Source organism: Candidatus Photodesmus blepharonis (assembly GCF_000731795.2).
Taxonomy (GTDB): Bacteria; Pseudomonadota; Gammaproteobacteria; order Enterobacterales; family Vibrionaceae; genus Vibrio; species Vibrio blepharonis.
Genome location: NZ_JGVK01000022.1, coordinates 46,648 through 71,822, shown reverse-complemented (window position 1 = coordinate 71,822; position 25,175 = coordinate 46,648). Strand labels below are relative to the sequence as shown.

At 36.2% G+C, this 25,175-nt stretch carries 17 protein-coding genes; 4 read left to right on the top strand and 13 right to left on the bottom strand.

The annotated features are described in order from the left end of the window. The 8 genes from CF67_RS03015 to acnB all read right to left on the bottom strand — a co-directional run. The coding region (locus CF67_RS03015; RefSeq protein WP_034414241.1) for a FimV/HubP family polar landmark protein at positions 1–1,138 on the bottom strand (1,138 nt) is incomplete at its 3' end. A gap of 361 nt (positions 1,139–1,499) precedes the next feature. Then, positions 1,500–2,633: a 4-phosphoerythronate dehydrogenase gene (locus CF67_RS03010; RefSeq protein ID WP_034414237.1), complete on the bottom strand. Its 1,134-nt coding sequence runs from the start codon at positions 2,631–2,633 to the stop codon at positions 1,500–1,502. Positions 2,634–2,698: 65 nt separating this feature from the next. Then, positions 2,699–3,910, bottom strand: coding sequence for a beta-ketoacyl-ACP synthase I (gene fabB, locus CF67_RS03005; protein ID WP_034414235.1), 1,212 nt, complete (start codon positions 3,908–3,910; stop codon positions 2,699–2,701). Positions 3,911–4,221: 311 nt separating this feature from the next. After that, positions 4,222–5,076, bottom strand: a complete 855-nt coding sequence (gene panC, locus CF67_RS03000; RefSeq protein ID WP_034414266.1) for a pantoate--beta-alanine ligase — start codon at positions 5,074–5,076, stop codon at positions 4,222–4,224. Positions 5,077–5,093: 17 nt separating this feature from the next. Then, positions 5,094–5,888, bottom strand: a complete 795-nt coding sequence (gene panB / locus CF67_RS02995; RefSeq protein WP_034414232.1) for a 3-methyl-2-oxobutanoate hydroxymethyltransferase — start codon at positions 5,886–5,888, stop codon at positions 5,094–5,096. A 36-nt stretch (positions 5,889–5,924) separates the two neighbouring features. Next, positions 5,925–6,380 (bottom strand): 2-amino-4-hydroxy-6-hydroxymethyldihydropteridine diphosphokinase, encoded by a 456-nt coding sequence (folK, locus tag CF67_RS02990; RefSeq protein WP_034414230.1) that lies wholly within the window; start codon positions 6,378–6,380, stop codon positions 5,925–5,927. A 36-nt stretch (positions 6,381–6,416) separates the two neighbouring features. Beyond that, positions 6,417–7,673, bottom strand: coding sequence for a polynucleotide adenylyltransferase PcnB (pcnB, locus tag CF67_RS02985; RefSeq protein ID WP_052538080.1), 1,257 nt, complete (start codon positions 7,671–7,673; stop codon positions 6,417–6,419). A gap of 176 nt (positions 7,674–7,849) precedes the next feature. Then, the gene (gene acnB, locus CF67_RS02980) at positions 7,850–10,456 is read right to left on the bottom strand and encodes a bifunctional aconitate hydratase 2/2-methylisocitrate dehydratase (protein WP_034414229.1); all 2,607 of its coding nucleotides are present in this window, start codon (positions 10,454–10,456) and stop codon (positions 7,850–7,852) included. Between the two features lie 379 nt (positions 10,457–10,835). Between acnB and glgC the strand changes: the two genes are divergently transcribed. Further along, entirely contained in the window at positions 10,836–12,053 is a 1,218-nt protein-coding gene (gene glgC, locus CF67_RS02975; RefSeq protein WP_034414227.1) for a glucose-1-phosphate adenylyltransferase, read from the top strand. Positions 12,054–12,102: 49 nt separating this feature from the next. Here the strand turns inward: glgC and CF67_RS02970 are convergent, their stop codons facing one another. Then, positions 12,103–12,843 (bottom strand): YciK family oxidoreductase, encoded by a 741-nt coding sequence (locus tag CF67_RS02970; protein ID WP_034414225.1) that lies wholly within the window; start codon positions 12,841–12,843, stop codon positions 12,103–12,105. A 91-nt stretch (positions 12,844–12,934) separates the two neighbouring features. Between CF67_RS02970 and sohB the strand changes: the two genes are divergently transcribed. Beyond that, complete coding sequence (gene sohB / locus CF67_RS02965; protein WP_034414223.1) at positions 12,935–13,990, top strand: protease SohB; 1,056 nt, start codon at positions 12,935–12,937, stop codon at positions 13,988–13,990. 50 nt (positions 13,991–14,040) lie between these two features. On the opposite strand, the gene rrtA is transcribed toward sohB, so the two are convergent. From rrtA to xthA, 4 genes are all read right to left on the bottom strand, one after another. Further along, positions 14,041–14,520: a rhombosortase gene (rrtA, locus tag CF67_RS02960; RefSeq protein ID WP_242633202.1), complete on the bottom strand. Its 480-nt coding sequence runs from the start codon at positions 14,518–14,520 to the stop codon at positions 14,041–14,043. A gap of 150 nt (positions 14,521–14,670) precedes the next feature. Further along, a complete protein-coding gene (locus CF67_RS02955; RefSeq protein ID WP_034414208.1) occupies positions 14,671–15,150 on the bottom strand; it encodes an outer membrane beta-barrel protein in 480 nt (159 codons plus the stop codon). 48 nt (positions 15,151–15,198) lie between these two features. Next, the gene (gene hrpA / locus CF67_RS02950) at positions 15,199–18,975 is read right to left on the bottom strand and encodes an ATP-dependent RNA helicase HrpA (RefSeq protein ID WP_278184771.1); all 3,777 of its coding nucleotides are present in this window, start codon (positions 18,973–18,975) and stop codon (positions 15,199–15,201) included. A 540-nt stretch (positions 18,976–19,515) separates the two neighbouring features. After that, positions 19,516–20,322, bottom strand: a complete 807-nt coding sequence (gene xthA / locus CF67_RS02945; protein WP_034414202.1) for an exodeoxyribonuclease III — start codon at positions 20,320–20,322, stop codon at positions 19,516–19,518. Between the two features lie 302 nt (positions 20,323–20,624). On the opposite strand from xthA, the gene alaS reads away from it, so the two are divergent. Beyond that, positions 20,625–23,204, top strand: a complete 2,580-nt coding sequence (gene alaS, locus CF67_RS02940) for an alanine--tRNA ligase (protein WP_034414261.1) — start codon at positions 20,625–20,627, stop codon at positions 23,202–23,204. Between the two features lie 847 nt (positions 23,205–24,051). Then, complete coding sequence (locus CF67_RS02935) at positions 24,052–25,002, top strand: porin (RefSeq protein ID WP_034414201.1); 951 nt, start codon at positions 24,052–24,054, stop codon at positions 25,000–25,002. The last annotated feature ends 173 nt before the right edge of the window (positions 25,003–25,175 follow it).

Genomic DNA, 25,175 nt, shown 5'->3' with positions numbered 1-25,175 from the left:
GCTCTGATATCTCTGGCTCTGGCTCTGATATCTCTGGCTCTAGCTCTAATTTCTCAACACCTCGTTTAAGTACTTTCGTCTCAAATTCAAGAGACGAAACTTCCTGATGACTAGATGTCTTACCTGTTGTTAACAAGTCAGCTATGTCGGCCTCTGACAACATATCCGATCTACTACTATCACGAAATTCTCCGCCTGTTGATAAAATTAAGCCATCTGCTTCTTTTGATTGCTCAAAAGATTGTTGTGTAGAAAAAGTTCCTTGTTTGTAATAATAACGTGTCAGTAAGATAATAATTAAACCAATGAATAATCCAGGAATAATAGCTAAAGCTGTAACAAACCACATATTAGAAAATAGCTGATCAAAAGATAAAAATCTAAACTCCTGCGCTTTAGCGAAGTCGTTATGCTTTTCTTGTAAAACTTTTTCAATTTCATCACGAATTCTACCTTCGTTATCGCTAAGTTTATTTCTTAGTGCGTCTACTTCAGATCGGAGACTAGCTAACGCTAATTTTAACTGAGAGTATTGCTCTGCTAATACGATAAACTCGCCCCTTATCTGTAATACAATCGACGGTGTTTCCTCCTCAGTTATCTTTAATTTGTCTTCATCTTTTAAATTAGTGCTCGATTGTTCAGACTGGACATAAACTGCGTCTTTTGAAGAAGAAACATCATCAGATTCAGATAAAGCTTTAAGCAATTCGGCTTGACTTTCTAATTTCGCCTTATGAGCTACTATAATTGCAGTGGATTCCTCACTAGACGTATTACGAATCTGATCAAATGAAGGAATTCGGATCTTACTACCGGTACGTAAACGATGAATATTTTGATCTTCAAATATATCAGGATTAAGCTTATATATTGCAAACACTGTCTGTTGTATCGTTAGATTAGATTCTGGACGAATTTTACTTGCTATACTCCAAAGAGTATCCAGTTCAGTTGTTGGCCCATAAAAATGAGGAAACTCATTACTTTCCTTCGCTTCCAACCTAGGTAGACGCTTAGGAAAATGAGCAGATAACTCCATTTCATTATTAGGACCATTGAGACGAACACTTACTGCACTGACAATCGAAGCTTTAAGCAAAGCCAATAACAGTAAATGCTTTAAAAATTGATGCATATAAAACTCAAATACTTGCTCAATAAAATAAAACTGTGTAGCGTCGATAAAATATCTTTACCTACATATACCAGTCACAAACGAAAAATTCGTAAAATTTTGATAATTAATACTATTGTAAACACGACCTACCATATAACTTGATCATTAACATCATAAATTTGCGTTGTAAAACCTTTCTTAAATGAAATATAAGGTCATCGGTATTCTTCAAAAAACTCATTTTACAACAAATTCCAGTTAACATTTCGTGCTTTTATAGTTTTACTATAGGCGTTATAAGTCTTCCAAAAGAACACTCGCATTCTTGTAGAACTCCGACATTTAGCTACATCTAAAACGACAGCGTTAAATTCACATGTTATTTATTAACCTTAATTTTAAAACCTAGATTAGATAATGGTTGGAAATTACACTCAGCACAACCAACTAAAGTAATTGCACTATATTCTCTTTTATTTCGGTACTTTCTACGTATTTTATCGAATAAACTAGACTTATGAACTTCTCTGCGAAACAACCCATCGGATCTGTGTACATTATAGATTAACTGGGTTAAATCGTGTAGTATAGCCTCATCCCAAGTCTCGCATAGTAGAACTTTTTTTGCTAAAGAAAACGAAAACAACTCATTAGTTTTTAACTGATTTTTTTTTTGAAAAAAATTGCAGAAATCATCAAAAATCATCATAATCCCACGGGTACTGCCTTCCAAACTGTATCCAGCTATGTGGGGAGAAGCAAATTTTAGTAAAGGCAGAAGCTCCATATCTATTTCTGGTTCAAATTCAAATACATCAAGTACAGCAGTAAAACCGTCTCCTTTTAGTAGCCGTTTCTTTAAAGCAACGTTGTTAACGATTCCCCCTCTTGCCGCATTAATCAATATCTGGTCACTACGAAAACTATCTAGAATTTGTTCGTTAATTAAGTGATAAGTCGGATATTTTCCATGACGAGTAATTGGTGTGTGTAATGTGATTACATCAGCTTTTTTTAGAAGTACATCAAGTGCTGTAAACTCACGCATGTCACCTTCATCTTGTTTTAAAGGATCATTAATCAAAACTTCAACAGAAATGCTCTTCAATAACAGCGCTAAGTATGAACCAATTTGTCCAGCACCAATAATCCCTACAATTTTATCAGAGATAGAACAACCCTCTTGTTGCACTAAAACCATCAATACACTAAGAACGTATTCTGCAACACTTATCCTATTATAACCGAATGCTGCAATAAAAAATATTCCTCTCTCCTTAAGCAATCCTTGATCTACATGATCTACCCCTGCTGTCACAGTGCCAACAAAACGCAGCCGATTAGCCTTCTCTAGCAGTCTTCTATCTACCTTAGTAACCGAACGAATTATCAATGCTTCAACACCAATCAAATCGTCTGAAATTAATTCCCTACCTGACTTTAAAATCAGCCTACCTAAATGACTAAATAACTGAGTGGAATAAGGTATTTCTTTATCAATAAGGATCTGCATGAAGTTTGTATCTAAACTTTTAATTCGCTGACATTTGATCTAATAATACTTAAACTATATGGATGCTAATCCTGGTATTTTTGGATTACCAGCGTTGCGTTAGTTCCGCCAAAACCAAAGCTGTTAGACATTACTGTCGTTAATTTTTGCCTACGTGTTTTAGTTACGATATCTAAACCTTTAGCAACCGCATCCAAGTTCTCTATATTAATGCTCGGAGCAACAAAATTATTATTTAGCATTAAAACTGAATAAAGGACCTCATGTACACCCGCAGCACCAAGTGCATGACCAGTCATCGCTTTAGTTGATGAGATTGCCGGGCTTTTGTTATCAAATACTTCTTGTATGGCACCCAATTCTTTCACGTCACCAACAGGGGTCGAAGTACCGTGTGTATTGATGTAGTCAACGCTACAAACGTTTTTCATTGCCATCTTCATACAACGTACTGCTCCTTCACCTGAAGGTGCTACCATATCATAACCATCTGAAGTCGCTCCATAGCCAACAAGCTCACCATAAATTTTTGCGTCACGAGTTAACGCATGCTCTAATTCTTCAACAACCAACATACCACCACCACCAGAAATAACAAAACCATCACGACCCGTGTCATAAGCACGTGACGATTTATCAGGAGCATCATTGTACTTTGTCGATAAAGCACCCATTGCGTCAAACATCATGGTTAATGACCAATCAAGCTCTTCACCCCCTCCTGCAAATACTACATCTTGCTTACCAAGTTGAATTAGTTCCATCGCATGACCAATACAATGTGCAGAAGTCGCACATGCTGAACTCATGGAATAGTTTACACCGCGAATCCTAAATGGCGTAGCTAGACATGCCGAAACAGTTGAAGACATAGTACGAGGAACCATGTAGGGACCAACACGTTTTACACCTTTTTGACGTAAAGTATCTGCAGCATTTACCTGATTAAGAGAAGAGGCACCTCCGGATCCCGCAACAATACCTGTGCGTTCATTCGACACTTGATCTTCAGATAAACCAGAATCTGCTATAGCTTGCTTCATTGCAAGATATGCGAATGCTGCCGCATCACCCATAAAGCGAATTCTCTTACGATCAATATGCTGCTGGGGAAGCATTTTTAAGCTACCCCACACTTCAGAACGCAATCCTTTCTCCCTAAATTGCTCTGAGGCTGTAATACCAGATGCACCCGCTTTAAGCGAAGCTAAAACTTCTGCGATATTGTTACCGATACTTGAAACAATGCCCATACCGGTTATTACGACTCGTTTCATGAAAAAATCCTAACGATCCAAAATTCCGCTAAATCATAACTAAGAAGACTAACAGGAGTGGTCAGCTCTCCTGAAATCTATGTAGATTCGTCAAGATCAGCATAAATAAAAAATATAGTTCAATTTTATCATAAGATGAATTCTTCGTTGTTATTCTAACAGTTAAATTAACGTATCCAACCTACTCTAAATCTGTTTAGATTATAATTCAGTTAACAATGTATGCACTTGAATTAATTTAACGAAGCATAAAAAACGTCCAAACTAAATCATTTAATGTAAAAGATAATCTAGTATTAATCACAAATGCTTTAGTTGATCTCCAAAAGTTTAACAACTTGATTATCAATCAAACGAACCTTGCCCAAAAAAACCGACATTAAGATGACAACCTGGGTTGATTTGGACGTAACTATTTGCAACATATTAGCATCACGAATAAAAATCTGATCGGGTTGTAAACCTGCAGCACATAGTCGAATGTTCGCATCTTTAATAATAGAAATATAATCTCTTCGCCCTTTACGTATAACACTAGCAATCCAACGCGTTACACGAAACAATTCTGGTGCACGCTGAACCTCATCTTGGGTAAGCAAATGATTACGAGAACTCATGGCTAATCCGTTTATTTCACGCACTATTGGCACACTAACAATGTCAATATCCATAGAAAGATCAGTAACCATTTTGCGTATTATCACTAGCTGTTGAAAATCTTTTTCTCCAAAACAAGCTACATCAGGTTGAATAATATTAAACAGCTTAGCTACAATAGTTGCTACACCACGAAAATGAATTCGGCGTGAAACCCCTTCAAATATATACTCTGGTACTGTAATAAAAACTCGTGCATCTAAACCCTCTGGATATATAGCTTCAGCTGTTGGCGTAAATACTAAATCAACTGCTTCAAGACTCAGTTTATTCAAGTCATCTTCTAAGGTACGAGGATAGTTACTAAGATCATCTGCGCTTTCAAATTGTATCGGATTAACAAAGATACTAACTATGACTATATCAGCGTGTTTATGAGCTTCGCGTATTAATGCCAAATGACCTTTATGCAAATTGCCCATTGTTGGAACAAGCGCAATTTTACGATCTTCACGCTTTAGCTGTCTAATTCGATTACGGAGAGCAAGAATGGCGGCAAAGACCTGCATATTCATACCCCCCTCTTCTAGGCGATCGTGTGCAGATCGCTCGGGAAAGTACCATTCTGAACTTCTTCAATGTATTTTGCAACCGCAGAGCATATATCACCATTTTCTTCTAAAAAATTTTTAGCAAATTTTGGTATATGGCTTGAAGAAATACCAAACATATCATGCATTACTAAAATTTGACCGTCGGTCACATTGCCTGCACCAATGCCAATGACCGGAATATCAAGAATATCAGTAACACGCGCAGCAAGTTCTTTCGGTACGCACTCAAGCAATACCATTTGAGCACCAGCTTCCTGTAACGCAAGCGCATCTTTTACTATGCAATCAGCACCTTCCTGATCACGACCTTGTACTTTATAGCCACCTAGAATATTAATAAATTGAGGAGTTAATCCAATGTGAACACAAACGGGAACAGCGCGTTCTGTAAGTGTTTGAACAGTGCTCACTAACCAGCTATCACCTTCAATTTTTATCATATTTGCTCCAGCTTTCATTAAGATAGCTGCATTCTTATACGTTTGCTCTAGTGTTGCGTAACTCATAAATGGCATATCTGCCATTAATAAGCAATTAGGACTTCCTGTACGTACGCATTGAGTATGATAAGCAATATCCTCAACTGTTACAGATAAGGTGTTTTTTTTACCTTGTAAAACCATACCAAGTGAATCACCCACTAACAATACAGGTATATCCTGACTTTCAAAAATTTGAGCAAAACTCGCATCGTAAGCAGTAGAAGTAGCAAATTTCAAACCTTTTTGTTTCCACTTTATAAGATCGTTGATAGTAATTTTCTTCATTAAATTTCCTCACTAATTATAATACGACGCTGCAATTTAACTACTTTTAAGCAAAGTTCGTAGTTTAGTTCCATCAGGTAGTTGTAAATCAGGCACTATCTCCAAAAGAGGATAGAGAACAAATTTTCTATCTTTTATTCCATAATGTGGAACAGTTAAACGTTCAGAATTAATCGTTTCATTGCCGAAAAGAATAACATCCAAATCTAGTATTCTTGGCCCCCAATGTTCGTTTTTACGAAGACGCCCTCGTTTTTTTTCAATTTCCTGTGTGTAATTTAGAAGTTCGATAGGCATTAGTCTAGTTTCTATAGCAACAATAGCATTAATGTAATTTGGTTGATCTTTCGGGCCCATCGGTTTACTGCTATACAATGAAGACGCTTTGACAAATTTCGATCTCGGTAGATTTTTTAGCTCTTCAACAGCACGAGTTACCTGCTTTTTTGGTTCAAATAAATTACTACCTAGACCTATATATACAATAACCATTACTTTAATTGATTTTAACCAATTTGACGATAATAACTAAGCCCTAGAGTCAGGATCATCAAGTTTCTCTACCATTGTTTGACGCATACTGAATCCAACATTTTGAAATATCGTCCACCATTTAGAAAGTCGCTCTATTTCTTTACCTTCAATTTCAGCACGCATTTCCAGAAAATCAAACCCAGCACGGAATTTATTTAATTTCATTAAGCGAAAAGCACGCCTACCACTTCGTATAGGAAGATGAAATTGCAATTGCCAAATTTCACGAATAGTCGCTATATGTCGACGCGGAATAGCAATAGTCTTAATTTGCTTATTTAAAATAATATTGCTTGCTTGCATAAAGGCATCGTAATGATTCAAACTACGTTCTCTCACCAATCGAGCAGACAGCACATTAAGCGGATACCATAACATTGCAACAAATATAAACGCAGGATTAATCTTTTGACCTTTCTTTACACGCAGATCAGTAGAACCTAAAACAGAATCGAGCATTCTTTCTGAAAACGAAGAATAATCTTTATTTGCACAATCCTCAGATATTGTTGGAAACAAATGTTGAAACAAATTGTATTTACGCATTAAACGACAGGTTTTTAATCCATAACCTGATTGAAATAGCTTTAAAAGTTCTTCATAAAGACGCGATGCAGACACGTCCTGAAGTAAATGACCAAGTTCTTCAATGGGCTCTGCAGTATCTTTTTCAATATTGAAATTCAGTTTTGCTGCAAAACGAATAGCACGCAATATCCGAACAGGATCCTCTCGGTAACGAGTTTTCGGATCACCGATCAAACGAATTAATTTATCTTCTAAATCTCCTATACCACCAACGTAATCATAAATGCTGTAATCATTGATACTATAATACATCGCATTAATAGTAAAATCACGACGCTCCGCATCCTGATTAACCGTACCGTAAACATTATCACGCAAGAGTATACCCTTTTTAGATTGCGCAAACACACTTTTAGCTGGTTTTCGATGATAACCTCGAAAAGTTGCAACTTCAACAACATCCCGACCAAATACAACATGTGCTAAACGGAAACGCCGGCCAATTAATCGGCAGTTTTTAAACAAACGTTTAATTTGCTCAGGTGTCGCGTTTGTGGTCACATCAAAATCTTTCGGTATTCGCTCAAGCAGTAGATCTCGAACACCACCACCTACAAAATAAACTTCAAAACCTGCTTTCTGGAGTCGACAAAGAACCTTTAACGCGTTTTTACTAATCTTCTTAAATGAAATATTGTGTTTTTTATGAGTAATAATATTCAAATGTAGACTCTGAGCATCTTTTTATTTATATGTCCGATAATATGCATCTAAACAACGATTCCTCTTTAAAACTCCCTATCATATTAAAGAAAAAGTCATCTTGCTTGCTTAAAATCCTTTAATATATTTAGTATAAAACTCTTCAAGTAATGGCAAAGCCAGCAAGCTATACTACATTATTTTACTGGTTCCTGAAATATTACGGCGTCGGCTTTACTAACATATTCTCGCATGTGATGAAAATTAAGATAACGGTAGATATCAGATGCATTTGTGTCTATTTGTTTTGTATATTCCAAGTATTCTTTCTTGGTTGGAATACGTCCAAGAATTGCGCTAACAGATGCAACTTCAGCGGAAGCCAAATATACATTGGCATCCGTTCCTAAACGATTTGGGAAATTACGTGTCGAAGTTGATATAACTGTCGCTTTATCAGCCACACGAGCTTGATTTCCCATACACAACGAACAACCTGGTGTTTCTATTCGCGCTCCGACACGACCAAAGATACTATAGTAACCTTCTTTCATTAGCTGATCTTTATCCATTTTAGTTGGTGGTGCAATCCATAAACGAGTATCTAATTGACCATGAAATTTTTCTAATAATTTTCCTGCTGCACGAAAATGTCCAATATTAGTCATACAGGAACCAATAAACACCTCATCGATCTTTGTGCCTTGAATATCAGAAAGCAAACGAACGTCATCAGGATCGTTTGGCACGCAAAGAATCGGTTCATTAATATCAGCTAAATTAATATCAATTATATGTCTGTACTCCGCATTATTATCAGCACTCATAAGCTCTTGGCTTAACAACCATTCCTGCATAGAAACAATACGGCGTTCAATCGCACGACGATCACCGTAACCTTCCGCTATCATCCACTTGAGCATGACGATATTCGAATTTAGATACTCTTCAATAGATTTTAGAGATAATTTGATCGTGCAACCTGAAGCCGATCTCTCTGCAGATGCATCAGATAATTCAAATGCTTGCTCAACGGATAAATGTTCAACGCCTTCAACTTCTAATATTCGACCAGAAAATTCATTTATTTTACCTCTTTTTCCTACAGTAAGCAGCCCTTGCTTTATAGCATAGTAAGGGATGGAATGAACTAGATCACGCAACGTGATGCCTGCTTGCATGTTGCCTTTAAAACGTACAAGAACAGACTCAGGCATATCTAACGGCATAACGCCAGTTGCAGCTGCAAATGCAACCAAACCAGATCCAGCAGGAAAAGAAATACCCAATGGGAAGCGAGTATGTGAGTCGCCACCTGTACCGACAGTGTCTGGCAAAAGCATACGATTTAACCAAGAATGAATAACGCCATCTCCTGGACGTAGAGACACGCCTGAGCGGTTGATAATAAAATCGGGTAATGTATGATGTGTATCTATATCTACTGGTTTAGGATAAGCTGATGTATGACAGAATGATTGCACAACTAAATCTGCAGAAAAACCAATACATGCAAGATCTTTTAATTCATCACGTGTCATAGGACCTGTAGTGTCTTGAGAACCTACTGTCGTCATCTTAGGTTCGCAATAAGCACCAGGACGTATTCCCTCTACACCGCATGCTTTACCAACCATCTTTTGAGCGAGAGTATAGCCTTTTTTATTAAAATTTTTAACTCCAATAGCAGCACCACAAAAAACATCTGATGATTCCATACCTAAAGATTGACGTGCTCTATCTGTGAGACCACGTCCAATAATAAGCGGAATACGCCCACCTGCTTGCACTTCGTCAAGAAGAGTATCAGTTCTTAGAGTAAATTCAGCTAAAACTTCAGCACTATTGTGGGTACAAACTTTACCTTCTAATGGATAAAGATCAATAGTCTCCCCCATATTTAATTTAGTAACGTTCAATTCAATCGGCAAAGCACCAGAATCCTTCATTGTATCAAAGAAAATAGGCGCGATTTTACCAGCAAACACATAACCGCCAGTACGCTTGTTAGGTACATTGGGAATATTATCACCTATAAACCAAAGTACCGAATTTGCAGCAGATTTACGTGAAGATCCGGTGCCAACAATATCACCTACATAGACTAATTGATGACCTTTTTCCTTCAACGATTTAATTTGCTTAATGGGACCAATAACCCCTGGACGATCTGGATGGATCCCTTCGCGGTCATTTTTCAACATTGCTAAAGCATGAAGTGGAATATCAGGACGAGACCAAGCATCTTGCGCTGGCGATAAGTCATCAGTGTTTGTTTCACCAAATACCCTAAATACGGTAAGAGTAATTTTATTTTGTAACTTAGGTTTTGACAAAAACCACTCAGCATTAGCCCATGATTCTAAAACTTGCATTGCAAAAGCATTCCCAGCTTTCGCTTTTTCTTCTATGTCATAGAAATAGTCAAATATAAGCAAGGTGTGAGATAATGCCTTAGCAGCAATTGGGGCAAGTTCTCTACTTTCTAATAACATGATAAGTGGTTGAATATTATAACCACCTTGCATTGTTCCCAAAATCTCAGCTGCTTTAAATCTACTAATAATCGGAGATTTCACTTCACTTTGAGCAACAGCAGCAAGGTAACTAGCCTTTACATAGGCCGCCTCATCCACACCAGGTGGAACAGCATTTTCTAATAGATCCAAAATAAAATTTTCCTCGCCTTGAGGAGGATTTTCTAATAGCTTAACAAGTGCAGCAACTTGATTAGCATCTAAAGGGCGAGGCACAACTCCCTCTTCGGCACGCTCTTGAACGTGTTTACGGTAAGTTTCAAGCACAATTTTATCCTCACTATCCTTAATAATCGCATATCATAAGACTTTATTTGTTGACAGTATAACAAACGTCTTATGCAAAACGGTTCTTACCACTACATTTTCTAAAAAACTTCTTCTTTTAAAGATAGTACTAATTAAGTGAAACTAAAAAGTTTTGAGTAGTAAATTACGATTTTCATTATCTCTGCTAAAGCATCACAACCAAAATTTAGTGATAAACAATATCTCACCTTTAATTGCTATCTTTTCATAAGATTTTAATGTAACTTCTTCTCAACTCTGTATTTTACGCAAAAATTTTTCTTGCCTTAAATCTTGTACTACCCTCTATTGTAAACGATTAGCTCATATATAATTTATGTTGAAAAGGTAAATGTAGATGCAAGAAACATTGACCATCATACTAGCTGGTGGAGTCGGTTCCCGACTCACTCCACTTACCAACCATCGTGCTAAACCTGCTGTTCCTTTTGGAGGGAAATATCGTATCATCGATTTTACACTCACCAACTGTTTACATTCTGGCTTGCGGCGCATATTAGTCCTCACGCAATATAAATCCTACTCATTACAAAAACACTTGCGTGATGGATGGTCGGTATTTAATTCAGAACTAGGAGAATACATATCAGTAATTCCACCACAAATGTGCAGAGGTAATAAATGGTATGAAGGCACAGCTGACGCTATTTATCATAACTTGTGGTTACTCTCTCGTAGTCATGCTGAGTATGTTATCATACTTTCCGGAGATCATATCTATCGTATGGACTACATGCCCATGCTTAAGCAACATAAGTCCGAAGGTGCCGAGGTAACGGTAGCTTGTATGGACATGGCAAAAAACGAAGCAGTTTCATTTGGTGTTTTGACAACAAATAATCAAAATCAAATAATCTCTTTTATTGAAAAACCTGTAAATCCTCCATCCATCCGAAACGACGTTAATAGAAGTTTAGTATCAATGGGAATATATGTCTTTAATATGGACACGCTATATAGTGCGTTAATTGAAGATTCTGAAAACAGCCAGTCAAGCCATGACTTCGGGAGGGATATTATACCACTCTTAATCAAAAAACAAAATGTTCATGCCTATAAATTTTGTAATAGTCTAGGTAGAGTTGCTAAAAATTGTTATTGGCGTGATATAGGCACTATTGATTCCTTCTATAATGCGAACATGGATCTTCTAAAACCAATTCCACCTATGAACTTGTATCAACAAAATTGGCCTATCCATACCTATGAAACTCAGTTTCCTCCCGCCAAAACAGTATCATCTGTAACTGGAAACGAAGGAATATTTATTAACTCAATGATCGCTAATGGTGTCATCAACTCTGGTGGTTTAGTACAGAATTCGGTAATTTCGTCGAATGTACGAATTAATGATAATGCGACTGTCATTGATAGTGTTTTATTCGATGATGTTACCTTAGAAAAAGGTTGCCAACTTGTGAATTGTATCATTGATAAGCATGTAACTATACCTCCTTATGTAAAAATAGGATTCAATAAACTCGAAGATTCAAAACGCTTTTATATCTCTCAAAACGGTATAATAGTTGTACCAGAAAGCTATCAATTTAGTTAAATTAGGCACAAACATGAAAAATAGCTAAGAATACAAAATTGAAACCAAGTTATTTTATCTGGGCATCGAGACACTGGCCATGCACTTGCTTTCCTTCTGGAGCCATTAGATATAAGTATAACGACATAATATCTTTAGGTTCTTTCAACAAACTAGAGTCTTCATCAGGAAAGGCTTTTGCACGCATGCTTGTACGAACACTACCAGGATTAATAGCATTAACACGAATGGAAGTACTAATTAATTCGTCAGCCAACACTTGCATCATACCCTCTGTAGCAAATTTCGATATTGCATAGGGTCCCCAAAAAGCACGACCTCTATGGCCCACAGTAGATGATGTAAAAATAATACGCGCATCATCTGATTTTCGGAGAAGAGGCAAGGCCGCCTGAACAAGCAAAAATTGCGATTTCACATTAATCTGCATAACATCATCGTAGGAGTCTTCACCAATTTGCTCAAATGGACTAAGATCGCCAAGAATGCTTGCATTCTGCAAAACACCATCCAAACGACCAAACTGATCTTCAATAATTGCAATCATATCGATATAATTTTTTTTGGTTGCTCCTTTCATATCTAGAGGAACAATAACCGGTTGGGAATATCCTGCTGATACGATTTGATCATAAATTTTCTCCAGACTATTAATTGTGCGACCAAGCAAAATAACAACAGCACCATAACTGGCAAAACTAAAAGCAGCCTCCTTACCAATACCAGCACTAGAACCAGTAACTAAAATCACCTTATCTTTTAAAGCTTCCGAAGAAACAAAATAATTCACGATATATTCCTTTAATTATCATTTTCTACTTTAAGTCTTAACAATAAGATGGTTACAATATATCAGTTTGGATGTGATCGAGGAAATAACATTGGAATTTTTCTTAAACTACGGCCTATTTTTAGCCAAAATTGCGACTATTGTTGCTGTTATTATTGCAATAATAGTTATTACAAGGGCAATCAGTAATAAAAGTAATATAAAAGGTGAACTAGAAATTATCAATTTAAGCGAGCAATACAAAGAAACAATTGAGCAATTAGAACATCATTTGCATAATGAAGTATTCATGAAAGCCCGATATAAAGCGAAAAAAAAGAGAGAGAAAGATCAAATAAAACTGCAAAAAAAAGAGAGCAAAAAAACTGCTCATGAAAAGTGCTATTTAAAACACGAACCACATCTATTTGTACTGGATTTTAATGGCAGTATAGATGCGAAGGAGGTTACTTCCTTGAGGGAAGAAGTAACAGCTATTTTAGCTGTTGCAAACAAGGGAGATGAGGTTCTGTTGCGCCTAGAAACGGGTGGGGGTGCAATCCATGGCTATGGACTTGCTTCTTCGCAATTAAACCGTATTAAATCAGCAGGCCTTCCTTTAACTGTATCAGTGGATAAAATCGCAGCAAGCGGCGGCTACATGATGGCATGCGTTGCTGACAAAATTATTTCGGCACCATTTGCTGTTATTGGTTCAATTGGTGTTATAGCTCAGCTTCCAAATTTCAATAAACTCCTTAAAAAACACAATATCGAATTTGAACAACTGACTGCTGGTGAATACAAACGCACTTTGACTATGTTTGGTGAAAACAACGATAAAGCACGTAAAAAATTTAAGGAAGAACTCGAAGAAGTTCATGTCTTATTTAAGAATTTTATTAATGATCATCGTCCAAAACTTGATTTGGACAAAGTGTCCACTGGTGAACATTGGTTAGGCACTAAAGCAAAAGAACTGGGTTTAGTTGATGAAATTAAAACATCTGATGACGTCGTCGTTAAAGCCTGCAAAGATAAGACTGTTCTCTCTATCCACTATTCACAAAAGAAAAAGTTTACGGATAAACTTGCGGATGTAATTGGACAATCAACTGAAACTCTACTTGCAAAATTAGTTAATCGTAGTCAACGTCCAATCATCTAATCTAGCAATTGAAATTAGATCGAGCACCTATATACTTCTGGTAGGTGCTTTTATTTTTTTCTAAAATATTTGACTAATATAAGCACGAAGCTTCCAATTAAACCGAACAAATGTGACTCAATAGCAATCCTGGCATCAATAAACGAACTGGCCAATCCTGGATCACCTAAAGTATGCTCCCAAACAATTTTGCAAAACAATCCAAGAACCAAGAATGCACTGATCTTAAAAGGTAAAAAGGATTTTTGAAAAAGCAGATACCCAAACACACCATATAAAACACCAGAAAGACCAGAATAATTCGTTATATCAGTAAAAAAAAGTCCAACACCAATAAGCGTCGCTAAGAAAATTATCAGCAGAATTAGTAATCTAGGAGAAGGTCTAAAGATATTTGCGATGAACCACAACCCAACTAAGTTCATACATAGATGAATAAAATTAGCATGAGTGAAACTTCCTGTTAAAATCCGCCACCATTCTCCTGAGATGATACTATGGCGATTCCAAACAAAAAAAGGCCTCAACAATTCAAATTGCAAACTCAAACATAGCAAGCTAACAGCTGATAATAAAAAGATTAACTTCACTGCACAAGCATTAAGTCAAGGAGAAACACTTTATTACTCATCAAAAAACTTTTAGTTAATTCTACTCAATACTAACAATACATTAAATAATTATAGAAAATGGAATGAAGCAGTAAACGAAAACGTACTTACATCCTCTTTTCCTTTATCTAGTTGGTAACTCATGTAATTAGCGCCTAGAGAAAAAAGACCATATACCGCATATTCCGCACCAAAACCATACATTATGTTGTAGCCATTTACTAAATTTATTGAAGATAAACTCCAAGAGTGGATACCACCTTTAGCATATATCTCTAACGGACCAATATTAAGACTTGGTTTAAGTGCAAAATAAACGGAAGAAATTTCCATATCACTATCTATTAATTTAAATTTTCCATGATTTGCATAGCCTGCTTCTACACCAATTAAAGGCAAAATACCAGTACCAGCATGAACACTATAAGATAACGTGCTTACACCTCCATAATCTGATTGACCAGTCGCAACACCTCCATAAATCCAGGAATCCGCAAAAACTGAAGCAGGCACAAGACTAAAAATTAGTGCTAGCAAAATATTTTTCACGATAAACCTCCTTTTAAATGACGAAAACTTATACACAATACAAAAAAGTTATTTCAGCAACCCACATGCTTCAATCGCACTCCTCACTTTTTTATCTGATACAGTGTAAGATGTACCTAATTGTTGCGCGAAATAACTAACACGTAATTCCTCAATCATCCAACGTATTACCTTCACATTCTCGGGAACAATTACACCTTTAGGTATGTTATGTAACAACTTTTTGTAGTCATTGTTTAAGGACTCTATCTTTAGCATATGTAAACGATCTTTATGTGAATCAATTGATAATTTTTCTATTCTTTTTTGAATCGCTCTCATATAACGTAAAATATCCGGTAAACGTCTCCATCCGTATTCAGATACAAACCCGCTGAAAACTAGGCTGCCAACCTGAGTTTTTATATCTAAAAAAGCAGATTTTGTAGTGAAATCAATTTCATCTTTCAATGTTTTATTAATGGCAGAAGCTATCATGAGAATTTTTTCCACTTGTTGAGTAACATCAACAACCGTATGACTAAGTTCAATTGCAACGTGCTCTCTTAGTAATTCAAAATTATCTAAGTCCCAACTCTCTCCACCTTTTTCTTCGATCAACTTTCCTACGCTACAAAAAACACAATCATCAATGAGATCTAAAACTTTACCATAAGGATTAAAATACAAACTTAATTTAGATTTATTTGATAAAATTTTATGTAAATATCTAACTGGAGACGGGACATTTAGTAAAATCAAACGGCAATGACCAGAATGCATCGCTGAAATCTGCTCTTCCTCTGTCGCAAACAGTTTTATTGCAACACTATCTCCATCATCCACCAGCGCTGGATAAGCTTTTAACTCAAAATCGCCGCGTTTTCTCCAATACACTTTAGGCAACTTACCAAAACTCCAAGTCTTCAATCCCTGTTGTTCAATACCATCATCATCTACTTTAGATAAAGTTCTTTTAATCTGATCCTTTAAATCTCTCTTCAAATAATTTAAGTCTTTGCTCTCTCTTAATTTACATCCCTGATGATCAATCACACAAAATTTCATCTTCAAGTGCTCTGGTACCCGATTGGAATTCCAATCTCTACGCAACACTTTAACACCAGTCATGCGTTGCAATTCTTTTTCTAAAACATCTAATAACGGTCGGTTTGTTGAAGTTACAGACGATAGAAAAGTATCAGCATAATTCTGTGCTGAAATAAAATTTTTACGTAAAGTTTTAGGTAAAGCCTTAATTAAGCTTACCACTAGCTCACGTCGCAATCCTGGAACGTGCCAATCAAAACCTACTGGTTCAATCTGATTTAAAACCGATATAGGTATGTGCACTGTAACACCGTCGCCCTGACTTCCAGGTTCGAAGCGATAACTTAACTTGAGTTTGAAATCGTTCTGATACCAAAAGTTCGGATAATTGGAAATAGTAATGTAATCTGCATCACTCTTAAACAACATTTCTTTTTCAAAATTCAGTAATTTGCTATCATGTTTTGATACTCGTCCCCACCACTCATCAAAATGACGACCAGACACCACTTCCTTAGCCAGTCGCCGATCATAAAAATCGAACAGTTGATCATCGTCAACCAAAATATTTCGGCAACGCGATTTATGCTCAAGCTCCTCGACTTCTCGTAAAAGTTTGCGGTTTTTATCGAGGAACGCATGCTCACTTTTCCAATCACCGTCTAGAAGTGCACTGCGGATAAAAACTTTACGACTTAATGCCGCATTTATGCTACCATAGTTGACTAAACTTTTAGGACAAATAATCAATCCATAGAGCATCACTCTTTCGTAAGCAAAAACCGCAGCATACTTCTTCAACCAATGAGGTTCGCTGTAACTGCGTTTGAGCAAATGCTCCGCCACTACCTTAATCCAGTCAGGTTGAATTTGGGCAACAATATGTCCCCAAAGTTTTGAGGTTTCTAGCAATTCAGCAGATACAATCCACTTGGGCTGTTTTTTAAATAAACCAGATGTAGGAAAAATACAAAACTTTATATTGCGAACACCTTTATATTCATTTTTTCTTTGATCTTTTATACCAACATAAGATAATGCACCAGATAAAATAGAAATATGCACGCTTGAGTAGCTACCCTCTTGCTCATTTAGTCTAAAATTCATTAGATTCATAGCTTGAGAAATCTGTAAATAAACATCCTGCCACTCACATACACGCGAGCAATTGAGAAAATCTCGTTTGCATTGTTTACGAAACTGATTGCCCGTCAAAATTTTTTTTTGTTTATGGATATACCTCCATAAATTCACAAAAGTCAAAAAATCTGACTGTGCATGAAAAAAGCGACGATGTCTCTCATCAGATAATTTTTTCTTATCTGACGGCCACTCACGTGGGTCTTGGATTGACAACGCAGAAACAATGATCATCAACTCTTTTAAACAACTATGTTTGGAGGCTTCTAGCACCATGCGTGCGAAACGAAGATCGATTGGCAAACAAGCTAGCTGACGACCAATTAAAGTAAGATTTGCATCTACGTTATAGCCATGAAGATTATTGCTTCCGGATACGAATTTAATTGCACCTAATTCTTCGAGCAATCGAACACCATCTTGGATATTGCGTTTATTTGGAGCTTCAATAAATGGAAACTTCTGAATATCGCCTAACCCTAAAGTTGCCATTTTCAAGATAACTTCTGCTAAATTAGTGCGCAAAATTTCAGGAATAGTAAACTCTGGACGTGAATCAAAATCCTTTTCAGAGTACAAACGAATACAAACCCCCTTCGCAGTACGACCACAACGACCCCTACGTTGATTTGCACTTGCTTGAGATATTGGTTCGATCGGCAAACGCTGTATTTTAGCACGATAACTATAATAGCTGATACGCGCTGTACCCGGATCAATCACATATTTAATACCTGGTACAGTTAAAGAAGTTTCAGCAATATTAGTAGCTAAGACAATACGACGAACTGAGTGCAATTGAAAAATCTTATTTTGTTCATCTGAAGATAAACGTGCATACAAGGAAACAATTTCAACATCAAGCAAATTACGTTTTCGGAGTGCATCTGCAGTATCATGAATCTCACGTTCACCATTCATAAAAATAAGAATGTCGCCCTCTCCTTCATGGCAAAGCTCATCTATTGATTCAAAAAGCCCTTCAAGCTGATTTTTAGTGGAAGAATGCTCATCACAAATCGGGCGATAACGTGTTTCTACTGGATAAGTAGAACTGGATACTTTAATTATCGGTGCACCGTCAAAGTATTGAGAAAAACGTTCAAGGTCAATTGTCGCTGAGGTGATAATGACTTTTAGATCTGGACGACGTGGTATTATAGTCTTCAGGTAACCTAAAATAAAATCAATATTAAGGCTACGCTCATGTGCTTCATCAATGATTATTGTATCATAGCGCTTTAAAAAACGATCATGCTGTATTTCAGCTAACAGAACACCATCTGTCATCAATTTTATTTTTGTTTTTCCAGAAACTTGCTCATCAAATCGAACTTTATAGCCAACATATTCACCCAATTGACTTCCCATCTCTTTTGCAATACGACTCGCCACAGAACGCGCAGCAAGGCGACGTGGTTGAGTATGACCAATTAAACCAAATTTTCCACAACTAGACTCCAAGCAAATTTTAGGCAACTGAGTCGTTTTACCAGAACCAGTATCACCCGCAACAATAACGACCTGATGCTCTTTAATTGCTGTGCTAATATTACTTTTTATCTTACTAATTGGTAAAATTTCAGGGTAATTAATTTGTAGCATCAAGGAAACCTTGGCTTCGATTGCAACCTTTTTTACTGAAGGCGATTTGATCGGATTCTACGTCATACAGTATTTTCTTTTTCTTACCTTCTTCATCTAACACTCTAACTGAAACGAAACTGATCACACAACATATACTCAATGCTTTACATAATGAAGCTGCGCTATTCATCCTTTCAACTCACTTAATGCTTTCTTGTTTTTATGCTTTCCGAATTGTATTTAAATTAACCAAACCCACCTTAACTTAACACTATCAAGTTGCAGCTAGCCAAAATACTAATAAAACCTCTTTCCCTTGGCTAAAATCAAATCAACAGTCATTAATGCAATCATCTGTACACGTTCTCATATATGACTACACGACTGTTCCTTAAAACTGATCAGAAATTTATTTCTAAATACTACTAAGTCATTGAAAACGTAAGTTGCCATATAATTATAGACACCTGCATTCAAAACTCGTTCCAAAATATAGTATTATTACGCATAGGGTAATACACCTCTAGGTTAAGAGATATCATCAACTATATCATAACAAAAAAATCAAACGCGTTGTTACCACATCATTAGGATTCAACAATTTAAATATTACTCGAATACAGACCAAATAGGCGCATGGTCAGATGACTTCTCCATACCTCTAAGCTCATAATCAATACCCACTTCAATACATTTCTTTGCAAGTGACGGAGTCGCCAGAATAAGATCTATACGTAACCCTCGATTATCCTCAAAACCACGAGAACGGTAATCAAACCACGAGTATTGATTCTCTACTTTAGGATATAGATTACGAAACGTATCTTGAAAACCCCAATCAAACAATCTCTTTAACCAATTCCGTTCTTCTGGCTGAAATGAACACTTACCAATTTTTAACCAGCGCTTACGATTTGATTCACCAATACCAATATCAATATCAATCGGACTAATATTAACATCACCCATGATAATTAATTGTTGCTTGTTGCTGTGATAAGTATTTAAATAATTCATTAGATCAATGAAAAATTGACGTTTATAAGCATATTTTCTCTCATGAGCGATATTATCACCTTGAGGGAAATAGCCGTTAAGTACCGTAACTTGTTCACCTTGGTTATTTTCAAACGTTGCTATAAGCACGCGTTTTTGATGCTTTTCACTATCAGTGGGAAAACCCTTCTGAATTGATAATGCTTTGTTTTTACATAACAGTGCAACACCATAGTGAGCTTTTTGTCCATAGCAATAAGCCGTATAACCCATGGCTTCAACATCCGCTACTGGAAACATCTCATCCCGTACCTTAGTTTCTTGTAATCCGATTACATCAGGTTCATGCCTATCTATGATTGCCTTTAGTTGATGCAATCTGGCCCGCAATCCGTTAATATTAAAACTTATGATTTTCATTATTAAGTTCCTCATTGCATCTTAAAAGTAATTTTGCATTAAATACACAACAATCTATTTTATCGCGGACTCTTAATTTAGCATCAAAAGTGTCATTGTAGATAAATTAATTACATGACTTCGTTCTACGTATTATTTTTAAAAAACTGAATTCTTCAGAAAAAATTCCTAACTAAATATATCCAATGTTCTAAAAGAAACTTGCTGTTATAAACAATAACTCTGGTAGCTCTTAAATCGGTTTAAGTGTATAATGAAAGCTGAATTTTAACTATAATATTTCCTCCAGGAAGAACTACATGTTGTATATGAGCACAAATGAGATTCGTGATACATTCCTTAATTTTTTTGAAGATAAAGGACACACAATCGTAGATAGTTCATCATTAATTCCGCATAATGATTCAACTTTGCTCTTTACTAATTCAGGTATGAATCAATTCAAAAACTATTTTTTAGGCCTGGAAAAACCTCCTTATGTTCGGGCTGCTACAGCTCAACGTTGTTTACGCGCAGGTGGTAAGCATAATGATCTTGAAAATGTAGGATTCACTGCTCGCCATCATACTTTTTTTGAAATGTTAGGCAACTTTAGTTTTGGGGACTATTTCAAAGAAGATGCAATTTCTTATGCATGGGAATTTTTAACAGAAATTTTGAAACTTTCTAAAGATCGCTTGCTTATCACTACTTATCAAACAGACAAAGAAACATTCAAGATTTGGAATAAAAAAATAGGTATACCTAAAGATCGTATCATTTGTATTGGTAATAAAAACAATATCTCGTATGAATCAGACAATTTCTGGCAAATGGGCGATACTGGCCCTTGTGGTCCCTGTACTGAAATTTTTTATGATCATGGTAAACATATTTCAGGAAATCGCCCTGGTGCTCCTGAAGAGAACGGCGATCGGTTTATTGAAATTTGGAATAACGTATTTATGCAGTTCAATCGTTGTGAAAACGGTAACATAGAACTACTACCTAAACCCTCAGTTGATACAGGCATGGGAATTGAACGGGTTTCTGCAATAATGCAAGGGGTTCATTCAAACTACGAAATTGATATTTTTCAAAAATTGATTAAAGCTATTGCAGAAACAATAGACTTTAACAATTTTCCAAACCAATCATTGCATGTCATTGCGGATCATATTCGTTCTTGTTCGTTTCTAATTATTGATGGCGTCATACCTTCAAACGAAGGTCGTGGCTACTTATTACGTCGTATTATCCGCCGCGCAGCTCGTCACGGTAATAAATTAGGAGCAAAAAGTCCATTTTTCTACAAATTAGTGCAAATTCTTTCTGAAGTGATGGGAAGGGCTGGGGAAGAGCTTAAGAAACAACAGCAAATTATTGAAAATATACTGCGTACTGAAGAAGAAAATTTTAGCTATACTTTAGAACGCGGTACAATAATGCTTAATAACACTATCGACAATCTTAATAGTAACGTTCTGGAAGGTAAAACAATATTTAAGCTTTATGACACCTATGGTTTCCCTGTAGATTTAATCAATGACATCGCTAAAGAGCGTAAATTATCTATTGACGAGAAAGGCTTTAAAAAAGCTATGGAAGAACAGCAAAAACGTGCTCGTGCGGCAAATCAATTTAGCGTTGACTATAGTTCAATTATAAAAATTGGTGAAAATACCACTTTTTGTGGTTACACAACGACAAAAAGCAATACTTTCATAACCGCGATTTTTCTAGAAGGCGAAAAAGTTGAGTTATTATCTGCCAATGACAAAGCAATTGTTATTTTAGAAAAGAGTCCTTTTTATGCTGAGTCAGGTGGTCAGTGTGGCGATTCAGGCATAATACAATCAGATTCTGCTTTATTTAAAGTAGAAGATACTCAAAAACTAGGCAATGTCGTCGCTCATTATGGTATGACAATTAGGGGTGAGCTAACTCAAGGCAATACAGTCCTTGCCAAAGTGGACGTTAAGCGTAGAGATTCGGTTTGTTTAAATCATTCAGCAACACATCTATTGCACTCTGCACTACGCATAGTATTAGGTGGGCACGTTGTTCAAAAAGGTTCACTGGTCAAACCAAGCGGCCTCCGCTTCGATTTTTCTCATTTCTCTTCAATTACTCAAAGCGAATTGAAAAAAGTTGAACGAATAGTCAATACACAAATACGCCATAGTCATGATATTCAAACCGATATTATGGATATTGAATTAGCAAAAAAGAAAGGTGCTATAGCCTTATTCGGAGAAAAATATGATAAAGAAGTTCGAGTAGTATCAATGGGTGACTTTTCAAAAGAACTATGTGGCGGTACACATGCATCAAATACTGGCAATATCGGACTATTCAAGATCACTTCGGAACGCAGTATCGCCTCGGGCATTCGTCGTATTGAGGCCTCAACAGGGGAAGTCGCTCTTGATATAATTGATGATAAGAATTGTGCGTTTGAAAAAAGAATTCTCAAATCTATAAACGAAGCAAAAGTCCTTAAAAAAGAAATTCAACAAATGAAGGAAAAAATTGCTTTGAAAGAAAGTTCGAATATAGTAAATAAGGTGAAACAAATTTCTGGAGCTAACGTACTCGTTGCTACACTTGAGGAAATAGATAAAAAAAGCTTACACCTCATAGTCAACAAAATTCAAAACCAAATTGGAAACGGAATAATTCTGCTAGCGAGTGTAACAGACAAAAAAATTTGCTTGATTTCTAGCGTAACTAAAGATCTATTTTACAAAGTAAAAGCTAATGAATTAGTCGATATAGTTGCGCCTAAGATAGGAGGGAAAGGAGGTGGTCGCTCTAATGTAGCGCAAGCGGAAGGCATCGACGTAAAGGCACTACCAGAAGCTATGCGATTTGTACAAATCTGGTTAAAGGAGCACTTATGACGATTTATTTTGCAAAAATCTACTAAATGTAAATAAATTCTAGGAGATCAAGTGCAAATTTTAAATGTCAATATAGCTTTTGGATTCATTCTTAGAAAAAAATAATGTAACAAACTAACCTGTCTTTTCAGCACCTATCCTTCCAGGTATAACTGTAAAAATTACTATTTAAATGCGTACTAACTACTAAATTAAGAATCACTATCAAGTGAGCTAAGAAATTCCAACATCCGTACCAATTATTTCAGCCATAAATAAAGAAAATACGATTCGGTTTACAGTAATTGCCAAAAAAAATTTCCTATTTTTGATATAGATTATCAATTGCTTTTCATTGATATAACTGAGTTTTTCATTCAAAAGCAATGCAATAATAAATATTTTTAGACCACACTCACTATATGAAATTAATTTTTTCAGACAAATATAGATCTAGTTCACAAAAAAATTAATCATCGTAAATTTATATTCTATTTGCTAGAAAAAAATAGATATATCTCCATATAACGAATATTTAAAGTGTTTAAATCTTAAAATAAACATTTATAGATTTGTTTTTGAAATAAAAATCTATTTTTTTATTCTCTCTTCATTTTCAGTAAATTCTTTATAGCCTTAAAAGTGATAGTAAAAAAAATATAATATTATGATATTTAAAGTTTTTTATTTTTTTTACACGATTTTCTAGATTATTTGACAGTCGAAAGGATCTTTTGCAAGCTAAGCACCGGGATTTTAGAGATGGCGGCATCGACAAAAGATTGAACTGCTACTATCATTATCATCGAAAAAACATATCAGGGAGCCAAATAAGGGATTCCCATACGAAAAAAGGCAGTGGATTATTATGAAAAAAACTCTAGTAGCTCTAGGCGTTATGGCAGCAAGTTCTGCTCAGGCTGGTCTCGAAGTTTACAACCATGATGGGATCAAAGTGAACCTCCAAGGTAAACTAGAAGTTGTTCATGAAAGAGCAATTTCAGATAACTCTCCATTCAAAAGGAGAGTTGATGATGCAGACTTTGGTTTTGATGTTAACTACACTATCAATGATGATCTTCAGCTCAGTGGTCACTGGGAGTTTGAGGGCTCCAGCGACAATACTGGCAGCATTGGTGATGTCTACCTTACACTTCACTCTCAATCCTTAGGCTCTCTACGGATTGGCCGTACTTGCGGTGCCTTAGACGATGTGGGGATCAGTTCAGATTACCAATTAGGCGAAAATAGTTTTTTACATGCTGATGAGAGCTTGTTCTGCGGTGATGAAATGGTTCGTTATGATATGGACACTGGTATGTTCTACGGCACTCTTTCCTACGCTCAAGACAAGAATGGAAATTTTGAAAAAATAGGGGAGCATGGCTCATACGCTGATGCGAGAGTTGGCTTTCGAGCAGGCAGCTTAGACTTTTCTGTTGCGTATGGTGATATCGATGCAGACAATTTTGCAGCTAAAGAGTCTTTACTTGCTCTGGAAGCTCGCTTTTCCGGGATAGAAAATACAAATTTAGCAATAGCTTACTATACTGTTGACGGGGATATCTCTCAACCTGGCACAGATATAAAGCGTGATAACATTTATCTGGCTGCAGATTATATGATGAATAAGTGGTTGTTTGCTGCAGGCTACAATATTGCTGATATTGATCATTCCGATATAGAAGATGTAGATTCTTGGTATGTAAATGCTGGTTATAGCTTAGCACCGAAGACCACTGCTTATTTTGAGGTTGCTGGTAATAGTGAAGATCAAAGCCAGACTGGCGTCGTTCTAGGTATCAAAGCCACTTTCTAGATTATATCAACTCGATTTTTTCATATGCGAAGAGCCACCTTATTTGGTGGCTTTCCAATCAAGCAGTCACACCTGTAGTCACGAGTATCCTACGATTTTCTTTCTTGGAATTCCAATACTGGAGCTTTATCAAGTTATTAGTGCGATGACAAAATCATCTATACAGGCGTTAA

Excerpts from the sequence above, each read along its gene's own strand:
- folK (WP_034414230.1), bottom strand. The coding sequence starts at position 6,380 with ATGGTTATTGTATATATAGGTCTAGGTAGTAATTTATTTGAACCAAAA.
- fabB (WP_034414235.1), bottom strand. The coding sequence starts at position 3,910 with ATGAAACGAGTCGTAATAACCGGTATGGGCATTGTTTCAAGTATCGGT.
- panC (WP_034414266.1), bottom strand. The coding sequence starts at position 5,076 with ATGCAGGTCTTTGCCGCCATTCTTGCTCTCCGTAATCGAATTAGACAG.
- panB (WP_034414232.1), bottom strand. The coding sequence starts at position 5,888 with ATGAAGAAAATTACTATCAACGATCTTATAAAGTGGAAACAAAAAGGT.
- xthA (WP_034414202.1), bottom strand. The coding sequence starts at position 20,322 with ATGAAAATCATAAGTTTTAATATTAACGGATTGCGGGCCAGATTGCAT.
- glgC (WP_034414227.1), top strand. The coding sequence starts at position 10,836 with ATGCAAGAAACATTGACCATCATACTAGCTGGTGGAGTCGGTTCCCGA.
- CF67_RS02935 (WP_034414201.1), top strand. The coding sequence starts at position 24,052 with ATGAAAAAAACTCTAGTAGCTCTAGGCGTTATGGCAGCAAGTTCTGCT.
- CF67_RS03010 (WP_034414237.1), bottom strand. The coding sequence starts at position 2,633 with ATGCAGATCCTTATTGATAAAGAAATACCTTATTCCACTCAGTTATTT.